This window comes from Acidobacteriota bacterium (assembly GCA_040754075.1).
GTDB lineage: Bacteria > Acidobacteriota > Blastocatellia > UBA7656 > UBA7656 > JBFMDH01.
Map to the genome: position 1 here is coordinate 304,903 of JBFMDH010000001.1, position 15,557 is coordinate 320,459.

Here is a 15,557-nt window from a genome sequence, read left to right on the forward strand (position 1 = left end):
GTCTATCAGTGAGCCGTTTGTGCTCAACGCCTTTCGGCATCAATGGTTCTTTCACGAGTTGAGTAATGAAACAGCCGAGGAAATTGAGCAAGTGCTCAACGCCTTTCGGCATCAATGGTTCTTTCACTCGCTTGCGGGTTTTTGACGTGCAGCGTTCCCTGTTGTGCTCAACGCCTTTCGGCATCAATGGTTCTTTCACGCTAGACGCGCCCCAAGTGCCGTCGCCCTTCAACAGTGCTCAACGCCTTTCGGCATCAATGGTTCTTTCACGCGGATTAATTTCATTCCTGGTTAGCCAGGCAAAGCGGTGCTCAACGCCTTTCGGCATCAATGGTTCTTTCACTCGGGGTATTGATTATCATGCTTTTGATTCCAACCGGTGCTCAACGCCTTTCGGCATCAATGGTTCTTTCACAGCGTGAATTTACCGGTCGAACGAACCACCGCTTTTTGTGCTCAACGCCTTTCGGCATCAATGGTTCTTTCACCCCCGCGCCGGGTTTGCGTTTTCGGGTCGGCTTAGTGTGCTCAACGCCTTTCGGCATCAATGGTTCTTTCACATTCAATTACGAATATGCGCGGCGGTTCGTTGGTGTGCTCAACGCCTTTCGGCATCAATGGTTCTTTCACCGAACAGCGAAAATGCCCAGTGGTCAAAGTGGACACGTGCTCAACGCCTTTCGGCATCAATGGTTCTTTCACTCGGCGTACTCATAGGCTGCCAGTGAGTGACAATAGTGCTCAACGCCTTTCGGCATCAATGGTTCTTTCACCTTCCATTGAATCCATCCGTGAGAAATCTCATTAAGTGCTCAACGCCTTTCGGCATCAATGGTTCTTTCACGGGTGGTAATGTGACCTTGGATGCAAAAGGAACACGGTGCTCAACGCCTTTCGGCATCAATGGTTCTTTCACGATTTCCGCTTCTATGTCCTGCACCAGCCAGGTTTGTGCTCAACGCCTTTCGGCATCAATGGTTCTTTCACCGCAAATGTCCAGAAGTCAAAGAGCGCCGGAGTTGGGTGCTCAACGCCTTTCGGCATCAATGGTTCTTTCACTTTGACGAATAAAGCCTCGTAGCCTTGAAAAATCCGTGCTCAACGCCTTTCGGCATCAATGGTTCTTTCACACCTGGTAGACCTGATGCCCATTGTTGCCGTTCCAAGTGCTCAACGCCTTTCGGCATCAATGGTTCTTTCACTGATTTTTTTGTTGACATTATATTTCTATGTGATAAGTGCTCAACGCCTTTCGGCATCAATGGTTCTTTCACTTGTGGTTCAGCGAATATCGTTGCCGAGCAATCGGAATGTGCTCAACGCCTTTCGGCATCAATGGTTCTTTCACACAAGGTTTTAGTTCTTCGCTCATGTTTGCTCCTGTGCTCAACGCCTTTCGGCATCAATGGTTCTTTCACCTGGAGGCACAGATAAAGCAGCGCGATGACCGCGAGTGCTCAACGCCTTTCGGCATCAATGGTTCTTTCACCTGCTTGACCTTGCGGTTGAAGCGCGAAAGCCAAGGTGCTCAACGCCTTTCGGCATCAATGGTTCTTTCACAAGAGGAAACTTCCGGCACCGTTGTTTTTTCAATCTAGTGCTCAACGCCTTTCGGCATCAATGGTTCTTTCACAATCCGGTTATTGGCAATGCCGAGACCATCCAGCGGTGCTCAACGCCTTTCGGCATCAATGGTTCTTTCACCGTTAAAACGCCCGAAGGTTAAGTATTTTTTTTACTACGAGTGCTCAACGCCTTTCGGCATCAATGGTTCTTTCACGGCTGAAACTCTCACAGCGTAATCCATTCTCGGTGTGCTCAACGCCTTTCGGCATCAATGGTTCTTTCACTGTAAGTGCAATGAGTTTCACATTAGCGCCTACAGGTGCTCAACGCCTTTCGGCATCAATGGTTCTTTCACATCTTCACGATTGCAGAACTGGGGGAAAAGTTTGTGTGCTCAACGCCTTTCGGCATCAATGGTTCTTTCACGTTTATCTCCACCTGTTCACTTTTGGAAGGTTTGGTGCTCAACGCCTTTCGGCATCAATGGTTCTTTCACACCAGGTTCACCCGCGCGCGCAAATGCAAATCCGCGCGTGCTCAACGCCTTTCGGCATCAATGGTTCTTTCACTAACGTTGCGGCGCGAACAACTTATTATTATTACCAGTGCTCAACGCCTTTCGGCATCAATGGTTCTTTCACACAAAATCGGGCTTTCGTTTCATTTTTTGACCCAGTGCTCAACGCCTTTCGGCATCAATGGTTCTTTCACACGTCACCTCCCACGCAACGAACGACATCGACAGGTGCTCAACGCCTTTCGGCATCAATGGTTCTTTCACGGCCTGGCATGCTCGAACATTAAACCGGTCCCCCAAAGTGCTCAACGCCTTTCGGCATCAATGGTTCTTTCACCGGTGGCAGCGGTTTAGTGGTCGGTGCTGGCGGGAAGTGCTCAACGCCTTTCGGCATCAATGGTTCTTTCACATTCTGCCGATGTGCGACAGAAGGACGGGAAACTAGTGCTCAACGCCTTTCGGCATCAATGGTTCTTTCACAGCCTCGCAAATCTACACGCGCGCGAGGCTTTTTATGTGCTCAACGCCTTTCGGCATCAATGGTTCTTTCACTGTCTCATTTTCGTCAGGTTCGGATGATGCCGGTAGTGCTCAACGCCTTTCGGCATCAATGGTTCTTTCACGATATAGCGGTGGTTTGAAATCGCCGCGAAAAGCCGGTGCTCAACGCCTTTCGGCATCAATGGTTCTTTCACGCGGCGCTTTTTTGTGCCCGTGTGCGATTTCGTGCGTGCTCAACGCCTTTCGGCATCAATGGTTCTTTCACAATGATATTACAAAACGTATTTATGACCATCTTTGTGCTCAACGCCTTTCGGCATCAATGGTTCTTTCACACGGCGCATTTTGCCGGAAGCGGTGATCGTGCCGACCAGTGCTCAACGCCTTTCGGCATCAATGGTTCTTTCACAGAAAATTCAAGCTGAAATCCCAGCGCAGTTATTTGTGCTCAACGCCTTTCGGCATCAATGGTTCTTTCACTCAAGTATTAAATTTTCTCAAAAAAGCTTAATGTTCGGTGCTCAACGCCTTTCGGCATCAATGGTTCTTTCACTCGCCAGTAATTTGATTTGCGCCACCTGCTGCGGGGTGTGCTCAACGCCTTTCGGCATCAATGGTTCTTTCACAAAAGTTCGGCTAAATCACTGCGAGCATGGGTCAGTGCTCAACGCCTTTCGGCATCAATAAATCAGCGCGTGAAGCGACTGAGTACGCAGGTGCTCAACGCCTTTCGGCATCTTTGAAGGAATGGAGAACAAGGAGTTTGATTGGATTCAACGATTGTTTTTAATTTCAGTCCAATATTCATTGTGCGGTTTCTCTATGCTCCCACTTACGAGTTGATAAGATTCCCACAGAGTTTTTATTGATCCCACATGATCAACCCAATAAGGCATCGTCAAGGAACCATATTCTTTTCGCATCAACCAATGACAAGCTGCTCCGAATCGAAAAGGATTATTTGGCTCGTTTGGAAAATCAATGAGCAATGAAACTGAATCAATCAGGTCTCGGCTTTCGCCTAAGCTGAGACCGCCAAAACGATTGACTTCTTGGGGGTGAGTGAATGCAGCTATCAAGCGTTCCGTAAGTCTTAACTCCTTGTTGGCTTCATTGCTTGAATCAACCCAAACGCCCAAATAAATTCCCGTTAGCACCTCTTGAAAATCAGGTCGCGCATTTGTTGGGTCGCTGATGGGTTTCTTCTTAACTCTGCGAAATGTTCGTAGCACCACTGATCGCTCAGGTTTAGGATATTCATCAGGGCGTGCAATGGCTATTCGCACTCCTATATGTTTGTAGCGATTTTCTTCCCCCACTAACGAAAGCAACATTCCATAAACCGTTGCAGGAGGCGGAATCTCGTATGATTCGGCAAACTCACGAGCATAGGGCATACGAAATGAAGCTATCGGTGTTTCAATTGATAGAAAGACAGGCTTCATAACAATTCTCCTCGCAATCGTTCGATCATCGCATCAACAGCAACCTTTACACCCGAATGCGTTTCTGCGCCAAACTGCTTTAACTTTGTGCCTGTTTCTGTGTTTGCTAAATAACCGCCGATGATTAACTCTTTTGCATCAATGTCCCCTGCTTCAACGCGCTGTAAAAGTTTAAGCGCATCAACTGTTTCAGCGCTCGGAGTGTCAAAGCAGTACAACAGACGCGGCGCGAAATCATGCGTCCATCGCAACACTATTGATTCAGGTGAAAAGTCATAAAGAAAGCGGCTGTGGTTTCCGGCGACTTCACCAAGATTACAGATTGCGTCAAGGACATGAATTGCCCGTGATGCAATATGCAAACGTGAAGGTGTTAGTGCAAAGCCATATTGATAGCGCGTAGCGTGTACCTCTGTTGCATAGAGCGATGTCGAGCTTCTTGAACCACTCTTAGAGTTAAAAGTTAAGTCACCAACAAACGGAGTGGTTGAGACTGCGCGGGTCAACTCTAGAACTCCACGACGATTGTTTATCGTACCAGGCTTTTTCTTGCCTTTTCCTTTAGCTTCTTTTGCTTCACTTTCTGTTTCACTGCCTTCTTCTTTGGCAGCTTCGGCTCGCATATAACCTAAAACATCATCATCAATAAAACGTCTTCCATCAGGTGAGTTCCAGCCTTGCCAGTTTTCATCGCGCCAAGTGTGGGCATTGGCATTGTCATCCCAGCAACGATTTGTTGCCAAATCGTCTTTTTCATCCTTTGCGCGTTGCTGCCAGTAGTAACGCATCGCCCAACGTATTGCTTCAGCAGAAACGGTTGTGTGAAGTTCGCCTTGCCACAATAGTTTCTGTAGCGTTGTTATGTTACCTTCATTTTCGCCGCGATTATTTGCGGCTGTGCCGTTGCTCGTTAAAACTGCTCCAAACAGATGTCTTGTCATGGAATTTTCTCCTTTTTGAAATTGTAGTGGAAAGCTTCCACTTGGCTTTGCTATTTAAGAACAAACAGAAAACTATGTTTGTTCTCCTCCTTGATTGTCACTGCTTTCTGTTTGCGTCTCTGGGCGTTTGTAACTAGCCAGTGCCAGCAATGCCAAATCCCGAGCGCGTGACCAATTCTGTTCGGTAAACATGGGTATAACCGCGCTCCAATTTTCTTGTAGCGTCTTTAATTGACCTGCGCGTGACCAGAAGTCAGTAAGCTCTTTTCTTAATGCGCTTGAACTTTTGCACCGTGCTAACCCGACTCTCAATTTTTCATATTCCCGCTCAAAAAGAGATTTCAAATCCGCACGCTCGCGTTTAGCGCGACTACTTATTTGTCCATAGCGATAGCGCAAAGCTTCATGACAGGCTTCGACTATTACCTTTTCCGGCAACTCCAGATTTACGTTCTTAACCACTTTGTTCAATCCCTCCTTTTCAAATTTGACTAACTTGTAAGTCTCTTTGTTCTGCATGAGACTTGTGAAATTGGTGTACCACTTTCGCCCAAGAGCAAGGTTGTCTGCGAAAAGTTCTAAAGCAATACTCGGCACAATGAAGCCGCTTGCTTCTTCTCCCTTCTTCGATTTGCTTTGCACAACTCGGTTCGGCAGCGAGTGCTTGATGAGATCATAGATTTGCAACTTGTCTTCAGAGCTTAAATCAACAGTGATTGCGGCAGTCCGCGTTTTTTGCTGAGTTGACCAGGGAACTGTGCCAAGGGTGATGACTTTGCATTGCTTACATTCTAAAGTGCGAAGTTGCTCCCGCGCTGTTGAGATCAACCTGAAAGCTGCGTCTCCGGTTCCGCAAGCGGTCAAGTCTAGCAGAGTCGCAGATCGGAGATTGCGCCGAATGGAAGCGTAAGTTTCAAGACTGTTTATCTCAGGAATAACGATTGCAAAACGTGCCTTCTGCGCGTGAATTGTTGAACGTAGATTGAAGTAAAAGCAGCCCACAGGAGCGAACAGTAATAACAAAGCGCGTTGTGGAGATTCTTCGAGTGCGGTATCTGATGTGAATGCCGTGTGACGAACAACTCCACCGGGAGCCAGCCAGCCAGCAAGTTTAACGCTCTTTGCCCACTCGTCTTTATCGCAAAAATCGCTAGCCGCTTTTTGATGACTATATTCTTCAAGTTTCGCATAATTAAGCAACACAGGAATCTCATCAACTATGAAAGTGTGCTGGTACTGACCTTTTATAGTCTTGCGTGTTTTTCCGTGTTGAAGAAAGGTGCCAAGCACACTTTGATGAATAACGGATTTTGCTTCGGGGCTAGGTTTAGCGGGGCGTAATCCGGCAAACTCAATCATTTGTGATTTGTCTCCTTGAGTATCAATACCGAAGGCTTCGGGCAACAACCAATCTAACAAACGCTGTGGTGTGCCTTCCCAATTGATCTCGATGCCATGAGCATCCAACTTAGGTGGGTACTCAATCCAATCAGGCCAATCTATTTTGTCGTCTTCTACGTCTCTAATCAGCGCATCGAGAGTCATCCATAATCCGGCTAATCCTGCGCGATGCAGCGATGAAAGACCCGGTTCATTCATTTGCAGTTTGAGTGTCTGATTCATTTTTTCACCTCCCTCCACTTTGCCCCTGTTTTTTCACAGTAAGAAACCTCATCATTGGGCGCGATTCGGTACAGCCCGTGCTCTTTTAATCGCTCCCAACCATTTACCGATGCTCGACCTGGAATGCTCAGAGAGCAGCGTATCGCTTCTTTTCGCTTCTCCATCCTGCCTTTGGTTTCAGACAAGCCCTTACCCGCGTCACGAATGATTGGAACATCTCTCTCAAGCACGATAGGCACTGAAAAATCGCTTACTCTCAAAGTGTCTACCTGGCTTTTCCAACCATCATCCAGCCAAGCTGAATCTCCGCGACGCGATTGGGTTTGCGCTTGTTGAGAAGTTTGCGCTGAGGAAACAACTTTCAATTCCTCTGCCAAATCTGTTTGGCTCACAGATTGAGGATAATGCAGAAGCCGTTTGAGCCATTCATAGGCTAATAAGAAATCATCCGAAGACGCACCATTTGGTTTGACGTAAGGCATTGCATCATCAGGTTCCAGAATAAGTGCGAGTGGAACTTCTTTCGGTTCGTCTTCGTGTCGGTTGAGTCGTCCAAGTCGTTGAATGAGGGAAGCAGGCGGCGCAAGGTCGGTAATTAACAAGTCTGCCGAAAGGTCGAGAGACATTTCGGCTACCTGCGTTGTTATCGCAAAAGCTGCGCCAATCTTCTTTGGGTCAAAAGCTTCGACAACTCTTTTATGGTTCTCTCGCCGCTCAAAGTAGCGAAAACGACTGTGATAAAGATGAGCCAAAAAATTGTTTTGTTTGAAAAAGTCTCTCTCCCTTGATTCATCGTAAAGCTTGACTGTACGGTCAACGGTGTTAGCAATCCAAAGAACTTTTCCTCCACTCAACAAAACTTTTTCCGCTTCCTTCCATGCTTGAGCCTCGGGGTTTTCTTGTAGATGCTGAAGCTTGTAACGTGGCGCATCCTCTCTCTTCTGCGGCCCTTGAATCGGCACAAGTTGGCCGCAGACTCGCTCAAGGGCTTTGAGCATATGCACTGGAAGCGAAGCGGTCATAAGCAACACGTCCGCGCCTTGAAAGGTTTTTAGAAACTTTAGTAACGCGCCGAATAGCTTTGGGTCGTAAGAGTGGATTTCATCGAAAACGAATGCTGCTCGTGCGAAAGCAGGGAATGAATAAAGCCCACGACGGTTGTTTTGAATCAATCCGAGAACGCTATCAACGGTGCATACGACAAGCGGTGGCGACCATGCTTGCAGCGATTCCAATCTCAAATCGGGAATCTCTTTGACCTCGCCTTTGGAACCAACTTCAATTAAGTCATCAGGTGTTTGAAAAATGTTATCGAGGTCAACTACTGCCCGACTGTGCATCAGTGTTCCCTCAACCTTAGACTTGCTCACGTAGCCATTGAAGCCTTCTGATGCAGTTCCCGTTGTCGGGTAGCAGAAAAACAACTTGCATTGGTTTGCTCGCTGTGAAGCCCAGCGATAAGCTGCAATGGTCTTACCCGCGCCGCATCCCGCACGCACTAAAGTCACGCGAGACTCGCTTTCTTCAACATCTTGTTGGAATCTTTCCCGCTCCTCATTTTTCTCAGAGCCTCGTAATCGCTCGCGCACAAGCTCATTCATGTCTTCGGTACTTAATACATCTTCCAGTGCTTTTTGAATCCAACCCTTGAGCGATTCTCTTGTTTGGCGTGAGACATTTTTTTCATTTGATAGCTCACTAGGCAATGCAGAACCTGCAACGTCTGAAGCAACTACCATTGCTTTAACCGCTGCTAACCATTTTTTCGTTTCTTGGTCAGGTCTATCGAACCAGCTTGGCCCTTCTCTCGTGTAAAGCCTCTCCTTTAATTCAGACAAAGATTCAATATCTGTTCTGTTCTGTTCGTCGCTAAGAGAGTAGATGAACGGAGAGCCAAATTTGGGAGGAGAGCCAAGATTTAGCCGCTTTGCTCCTAATTGCAATAGCCCTTTAAAGTCTTTGTGGTTCAGATAGACTTTTAACTCTAAACCTATTGAATCTCGCGTTGGCTTATCTGTTTTTAGGTGATGCCCGACAACAGCGCAAATAGCCGCTTGAAAAATGAGTTCCGAATCAGAAACCGAAGCAGGGCAAAGCCATTCGCGCAAATCTTTAACTTGAGTGCAAAGTATTCCACTCAGAGCCTCATGTCTAATGCTTTGCGGTTGGGTTTTAACGTCGCGTAATCGGCGCACCATATTTTGAAACTGGTCATTGGCTTTACCGAAGTCGTGAAGAAATGCGCCCAGTGTCACCGCACGTTTGAAACGCTCACTCCAAACCGAGGCGTCAAGCCCAAGCTGTTTAAGTAAATCATCAGCAGTATTTTTGAGTAAGGTTTCTGCCGCGTCTAGTACCTGTGCCGTATGTCCTTGCAGAATTTCAAAGTATTGGAGACTGCCGGTCTTACTGCGTGATTTTGCCAATAAGCGTTTGAAATCACTGTCACAATTTTTTGACGATTGTATCTGCTTGTTCATCTCTAACCTCTTTCTCTGACAGGCACGAAAACACCACAACACATTTTTTGTCGTCCCCCTACACCAATCTCTTGCAGCTTGATTGAATCTTCTACAGAGAGACCGCCAATCTGCACCGAATAACCGACTATTTTTTGTCCTTTGATGTGAATGATACGGCGACTGAGTTCGTGACCTTGATGGTCTGGTTTGTCGTCAATCCAAACATCGCCACTTATATTTTGTTCTTGAAGTTTCTTTCGAATCGCAGTGATGAACATTTCGCGGGTTGGCGCAACAGTGTTTTTTTCGGCATCGCTTATCTTTATGACAACGCAGCGAGAGTAGAGCTTGTCCGATGGCTTTAACGCATAAACTTCTGGCACCCCTAATCTTATGCGGCTTTCTTTGTGAGTATTGAATAGGGCAAGACGCTTGCCAGCAAGTGGAATAACTTCGGACAAACGCTCAGATTGTAGCCGCAACCGTAACCGTGAATTCTTGGTCAGGCGCAATGTTCCATTGCCAGTAGGTAATCCAGATATTGGATGAACAGCAAGCCAATCAACATTGTGCAGAATAGGCAACAGTGTTGAAAGCCCACTATAGAGAACATACCCGTGATCTGTCGGGATGTTGTCTCCAATAAGGCGAAAAGAAATATCTACGATCATTTTGGTACTCCTCAATTCCTGGTTGTCAATTTATTGCTGACAACATATTCTATGCTTGTGAAAACAAGATGTGTGGAAGTAAAGGTTGAAAGACAAAAGGCACATTGGGCGAAGTGGATTCTGCCACTTCCATTCGAGTTAGCCCTGCAAGCCTTGTCTTCACTATGAATCTGTGCCAAGGATTCAACAGTGAGCCCTTGTCATTCAACCATTGTACATCCACACATTGAACAAACGCAGTCTATTAAAATTTTAACTGCGGTGTCAAGATTTTTTTGCACCGTATGTTTGAGTTTGCCGCTAGGCGTTGAGCATTGAGGCTGTACAATGGTCGAGTTTTTCATAGTTTAACTCGCTTTTCGATGATGCCGACAGGCGATATTTATTTTTCTAAAAAGTCTTCTTGTGCGAAATTGGTACGAAGAAACCGCAGCCCATGCGCCGTCTGCCGCCGAGGCCTTGTTCTTGCAACACGAGCGAATCTTCGTCGCGCAAATCATGAATGCTCAGGGTGTAGCCGATGATGTGATGATTGCCGACTTTGAAAACCCGGCGGTTGCCGAGTTCCGGTTCGCCTTTGATGCCGCTTTCGTCCAGTTTATGCGCCACTGCTGTTAGAAAACTTTCCGGCTCGGTATGATTTTTTATCGTCACACAACGCGCATACAGCGACGACGCCGGTTTTAACAAATTAATCTCGGGCACGCTCAGACGAATGACCGAACCGTCAACATCCAGCCGTTTGCCCGCCAGTTTCAACAACAACGGCACACGGTTTTGCGGACAACGCATTCTTAATTTGGCGCGCGGGTTTAATTGAATCGAACCGTCGCCGCGCTTTGCCCCTTGAATAGTCTCTACTGCCAGCCATTCGGCGCTGTGCGCTTCAGGAATCAGTTTTGATATGGATGCGAACAACGCATAACCATGATCGGACGGCAACGAATTGCCGAGCACCGCAAATTTCAATTCGATATAGACCATAAATTATCCCTCCGGGAATTAAAGACAATCTCTCAAAGAAGCCTTTGATAACCGCAATCTTTAACCGGTGATCAAACGGACTACTTAACATCCGACGCATCTTCAATTTCAATGATTTGTATACATCACGCGCATGACTTCGATTTCGTAAGCGACCAACTTGCGCAACTTTTCGGGCGCTACGGCTTTGGCGTGCGAACCATATTGCATCAGCCAGCGGGCAACCTGTTCTAATGCCGCTTCGGTGGTCTGAAAGGTCACCTGCAACCGCCCGTTGCCGAGTTCCTTGTTTTTCTGTGTCGGATGATAAGTACGCTCGCGCGCGTATCGCGCCTGATAGGCGTCAAATTCAATCGCCACTTCAACCGCTTTGCCGCCGCGAAACATGCCAAACCCGCTGCGCAAATATTTTTCCGCATCCCAGTTTTTCGGCGGTTTGAATACCCGCCGCGTCTTGCTCAAAGCCGATATGCGTCCGGCGTGAAAATCCCGCGTTTCACCGCGCAAGTGGTCGTAACAGACGGCGTACCATTCGCCCAGATGGTTATAAACTTTTAAAACATCGACATCGCGCTCACTCTGTTTATTGCTGTGTTGCGAATAATACTCAATGTGCAAAGTCTGCTGATGGGCAGCCGCTTCCGTCAGTTTACGTAAAATATCCGGCGAAGCGTCCAATGCCGGTTCCGGCGCGAAACTGATTGCCGATTCCAAAGCTTCCAAATCAACCTCAACTTCTTCAGGCAACAGCGCCGCCAATGAGCGCACCGCGTCGCGCGCCAGCCGCACTTCGGTAGTATTCCCAAGCCTGCGCAGAATGCGTTCAGCCGTAAAAAAACTGAGCAGTTCGCCTTTCGTCAGATTGATCTTAGGCAAGCGCCAATCGGGGTCGGTAAAATAAAACCCTTTCGCTTTGCGACTGTAAGCAAGCGGCGCTTTGAGTCTTCTGAGCGCCTGCAAATCTCTTTGTATGGTGCGCGGCGTACGCTCGACATCGCGCAATCCGGCTAAGGCGGCTTTCGAGGGATAGTCGCCTTTTTGAATCTCGGCGCAGATGGCGAGTAATCGTTCATAAGCGTGCAGGTGAACCCTTTGAGGTTTCGTTCGTGCTGTCGATTTTTTCCTCATACCCAAATACCATAACTCCACCACAGAGACAGCAAATGTCTCTTTGTAGAATTGAAAAAAATTTTCATTCACGGTTGCCTGTCGCCGTGACGGGTAACGAGCTTGATTGACCCTTGCGAGGTCGGCGTGCAGTGATGTTGCCACCACCGGTTTAAAATTAAGATGGGTTGCGCTTTAAAATAGGGATGGTTGGCTTTGAAGTCAATCCCCGCCTGATTTATTTTTTAGCCCTTATTTTTACCGCGGAGGAGCTGGTTAAAGAGCGAAACTCATTTAGCCGGGCGCGATTCGCAAAATGCTAAGGAGGCTTATGAACGCGAAAATCTGGAGCGATATGTTTCAACTGGGATTACCGCTGCTGGAAAAAATTATCCGTCCGGTTGTCGTTTATGTCTTTATGGTCATCGGTCTTCGATTGGCCGGTAAAAGGGAACTCGCTCAACTGAATGCTTTCGACCTGGTGGTGCTGTTGATGCTTTCAAACACAGTACAGAATGCCATCATCGGTGATGACAATACCGTGACCGGCGGCATAATCGGAGCCACGACATTGCTGTTGAGCAATTATTTTGTGGTGCGCTTTTTGTTCAAGCATCCCGCGCTTGATCGCGTGCTCGAAGGCGACGCCGATGTCTTGATCGAAAATGGCAAGATCAAATCGGAACGCCTGCAAAAAGAGTTGATTACCCTGGAAGAACTCGAAGCCGCAGCGCGTAAACAGGGAATCGCCTCGCTTGCGGAATGCCAACGCGCGGTGCTTGAACAGGGCGGAACCATCTCATTCATTGCCAAAAAACCTTCGGTTGAAGAATCGCGTTATCAGGAATTGCTCGCCCGATTCGACTATCTGACCAAAGAGTTAGCGGAGTTAAAACGCTTGCAGAAAAAAGCCGGAGATTGAAACGGGTAATTCGCGAAAGTGGCAAGTTATCTCATTTCAGTAAAGCCGCGTCGCAGAGCGCGAGTTTCTTTTTGATGCCGTCGGGGACCTGGGCATCGAGTGGACTCAAAGTCCCTCTGCTTTGCATATCGGCGAAGATGTCCAAACTCTTTTGATAAGCCTGACGCGCCGATTGAAAATGCGTCAGGCGTTGGCTTGCCGCAACCTTCGCGTGAGTTGCCAGCGTGTAATAACTCTCGGCGACTTCGAGATAGGCGGTCGCCCGCGCCGTTTGAAAATCGGCATTTTCCGATTCATCGACAGTGGCTTCGATTAATTCAAGGGTTTGCTCCGCATAATGCATGGCTTCCGCGCCTTTCCCGGAAAGCGCCAGGGCGCTTGCGGTCTTTGCCGCCGCTTCAATCATCAACCAGCGTTTCCAGTAATTGGTCGGGTCTTTTTCCAGTAATTCTTCGCGCAGTTGCAGCGCCTTGCGAAAGTTTTCACTGGCTTCGGCAGATTTCCCCGCATCGCGCAAAATATAACCGATGTTCAAATAGGAAATCGACGCGTCGGCTTTGAGCGTAGCGTTTTCCGGGTCTTTGATTGCCAGTTCGTTGCTGATGGCGACGCTTTTTTGGTAGCTTTCAAGCGATTTCGCGAGCAAGCCGCTTGCCGAATAAATCCCTCCCAGATTGGCATAACCGCTTCCCAGTATGCGTTTATATTCGGCATTCAACGGATTTTCCGTCGACAAAATTTTTCTGATTTCCAAAACGCGGTTCTGTTGTTCGAGAGCGCCCGCAAAATCTCCGGTCTGCAAGTAAATCTGTCCGATGGCTTCATGACAAACCGACAGCGCGCGCCGCGTCTCGGCGTCCTGCGGATTGCTGCGCGCCAGCCCTTCGTGAATGCTCAAGGCGCGGCGTTGATTTGCGAGCGCCTCATCCCATTTGCCTTGCGTGGTGAGAAAGCTTCCCAGATCACCGGCGTTCAAGGCGATCAATCGTTGATAATTTTTATTTGCCGGTTCTTCGCGCGCCAGCGTCTCGGCAAGCGCCAGCGCCTGGCGATAACTCGCCAGCGCGCCATCGAGATTCGGGGTTTCCGAAAGCAAGGCGGCAAATTTTCTGTAGGTGTTCGCCAGATTCATCCTGAGTTCATGATTTTGCGAGTCGCGGCTCAATAAACTCTCACGAATGCGCACGGCATTGCTTAAATTTTCCAAAGCCTTTTGCGTATCCCCCAGATTGGCATAAGCTGAACCGCCGAGCACCGAACTGACGCGCTCATAAGCGTCCGCCAGTTCGCTTTGCAATGCCGGGTCGCCTGCGGCTTCAAGGGCAAAACTGTTGAGGTATTCGACCATGTCCTGCGCCAGTTTATTGCGCACCGGAACCGAACCGGGCAAATCGACAATCGCATCGTAATAATCAAAGAGCACCGAACGCGCTAAGCGGCGGGCTTTTTCGCGTTCAAAGCTCGCCAGTTCCCGCTGTTGCTGCGCCACATGCGCCTGCCACGCCGTCGCCACGATGCCGGCGATTAAGGTCAGCAAAACCAAACTTCCGGCAATCACCCCGGCTTTGTTGCGATTAATGAATTTCCAGGCGCGATAGGAAAACGTCCCTTTGCTGGCGCTCACCGGCAGACCTTGCAGATAGCGGCGTAGATCTTCGGAAAGCTGTTCCGCCGATGCGTAACGCTTGAGGCTCTCTTTGCGCATGGCTTTCAAGACGATGTTATCGAGGTCGCCCGATAATCGTTTGTGCAATTTGTCGGGCGAGCCTTCGCGCAACAGGCTCACATCTTCTGCGGTAATCAGTTGCGTCTTGACGTTTTTGACCGTGGCGGTCTTTTCTTCCAGGCGATAAATCACTGTGCTCGGTTTTTCCGGGTCGCTTTCGGAAACAATATGCAGAATCTCCATCGGCGAACGCCCTTTGTAACGATAGGGCGAACGTCCTGTGAGCATTTCATAGAGCACCACGCCGAGCGAATAAATGTCGCTGGCGGTGGTGATGTGATCGCCGCGCACCTGTTCGGGGCTGGCATATTCAGGCGTCATCATGCGCAGCATCGTGGCGGTTTCTTTGGTATAGTCGCCGGAATCGGGGGTCAGAATTTTGGCGATGCCGAAATCCAGCAGTTTGGGAGTGCCGTCTTCGGTGACCAGAATATTGCTCGGTTTGATGTCGCGATGAATGACCAGATTCTGATGCGCATAATGCACCGCAGCGCAGACTTTGCGAAACAGTTTCAGGCGTTGGGTGATGGTGAGTTTTTTTTCATCGCAATAGACATCAATCGGCAGCCCTTCGATGTGCTCCATGACAAAATACGGCAACCCGTTTTCGGTGGTGCCGCCATCCAGCAAATGGGCGATGTTCGGGTGTTCGAGGCGGGCGAGAATCTGGCGTTCATTACGAAAGCGTTCCAAAACATAGTCGGTATCCATGCCGCGTTTGATGATTTTCAATGCCACCCGTTTTTCAAATTCATCATCATCGCGAATGGCGAGCAACACCGCGCCCATGCCGCCTTGTCCGAGTTCACGGATGATTTTATAGTTGCCGATTTTTTGTCCGGGTTGCGGCGTATCGGTCTGGGTGAACAGGTCAACCGCCTGATCGAATGCCGAGCCTTGAATGAAGTGGGATGATTCTTCGTAAGAAAAGAGCAGGGATTCGACCTCTTCGAGTAAGGTCTGGTCATGGGCGCAGGCTTCAGCGAGAAAAACACTGCGACGTTCGGGAGCTTGTTGCAGAGCCGAATGAAAAAGCTCGTTTACTTTTTGCCAGTGTGTTGCGTCCATAGGCATTAGTCCGTAGTTTGTAGC

General features: G+C 48.5%; 9 protein-coding genes and 1 CRISPR repeat array. Of the genes, 1 reads left to right on the forward strand and 8 read right to left on the reverse strand.

The window, feature by feature from the left end:
* Nucleotides 1-19 precede the first annotated feature (19 nt).
* A CRISPR array of direct repeats spans nucleotides 20-3,336; the repeat unit is 36 nt; unit sequence GTGCTCAACGCCTTTCGGCATCAATGGTTCTTTCAC.
* A 21-nt stretch (nucleotides 3,337-3,357) separates the two neighbouring features.
* The 7 genes from cas5 to AB1757_01305 all read right to left on the reverse strand — a co-directional run bounded on the left by cas5 (nucleotide 3,358) and on the right by AB1757_01305 (nucleotide 11,838).
* Entirely contained in the window at nucleotides 3,358-4,029 is a 672-nt protein-coding gene (gene cas5, locus AB1757_01275; GenBank protein ID MEW6125666.1) for a type I-MYXAN CRISPR-associated protein Cas5/Cmx5/DevS, read from the reverse strand.
* Complete coding sequence (locus AB1757_01280; protein ID MEW6125667.1) at nucleotides 4,026-4,970, reverse strand: DevR family CRISPR-associated autoregulator; 945 nt, start codon at nucleotides 4,968-4,970, stop codon at nucleotides 4,026-4,028. Before AB1757_01280 ends, cas5 begins: the two co-directional genes overlap by 4 nt.
* A 72-nt stretch (nucleotides 4,971-5,042) precedes the next feature.
* Nucleotides 5,043-6,593, reverse strand: coding sequence for a type I-MYXAN CRISPR-associated Cas8a1/Cmx1 (cas8a1, locus tag AB1757_01285; protein MEW6125668.1), 1,551 nt, complete (start codon nucleotides 6,591-6,593; stop codon nucleotides 5,043-5,045).
* Nucleotides 6,590-9,073: a CRISPR-associated helicase Cas3' gene (gene cas3 / locus AB1757_01290; GenBank protein ID MEW6125669.1), complete on the reverse strand. Its 2,484-nt coding sequence runs from the start codon at nucleotides 9,071-9,073 to the stop codon at nucleotides 6,590-6,592. The genes cas8a1 and cas3 overlap by 4 nt, the downstream gene beginning before the upstream one ends.
* Before the next feature lie 2 nt (nucleotides 9,074-9,075).
* On the reverse strand, nucleotides 9,076-9,726 hold the full coding sequence (gene cas6, locus AB1757_01295) for a type I-MYXAN CRISPR-associated protein Cas6/Cmx6 (protein MEW6125670.1): 651 nt from the start codon (nucleotides 9,724-9,726) through the stop codon (nucleotides 9,076-9,078).
* Between the two features lie 390 nt (nucleotides 9,727-10,116).
* Nucleotides 10,117-10,710, reverse strand: coding sequence for a type I-MYXAN CRISPR-associated protein Cas6/Cmx6 (cas6, locus tag AB1757_01300; GenBank protein MEW6125671.1), 594 nt, complete (start codon nucleotides 10,708-10,710; stop codon nucleotides 10,117-10,119).
* Between the two features lie 108 nt (nucleotides 10,711-10,818).
* Nucleotides 10,819-11,838, reverse strand: a complete 1,020-nt coding sequence (locus AB1757_01305; protein ID MEW6125672.1) for a WYL domain-containing protein — start codon at nucleotides 11,836-11,838, stop codon at nucleotides 10,819-10,821.
* A 310-nt stretch (nucleotides 11,839-12,148) separates the two neighbouring features.
* Between AB1757_01305 and AB1757_01310 the strand changes: the two genes are divergently transcribed.
* Nucleotides 12,149-12,739 (forward strand): YetF domain-containing protein, encoded by a 591-nt coding sequence (locus AB1757_01310; protein MEW6125673.1) that lies wholly within the window; start codon nucleotides 12,149-12,151, stop codon nucleotides 12,737-12,739.
* Between the two features lie 31 nt (nucleotides 12,740-12,770).
* Here the strand turns inward: AB1757_01310 and AB1757_01315 are convergent, their stop codons facing one another.
* Nucleotides 12,771-15,533 (reverse strand): protein kinase, encoded by a 2,763-nt coding sequence (locus AB1757_01315; GenBank protein MEW6125674.1) that lies wholly within the window; start codon nucleotides 15,531-15,533, stop codon nucleotides 12,771-12,773.
* Nucleotides 15,534-15,557: the final 24 nt, after the last annotated feature.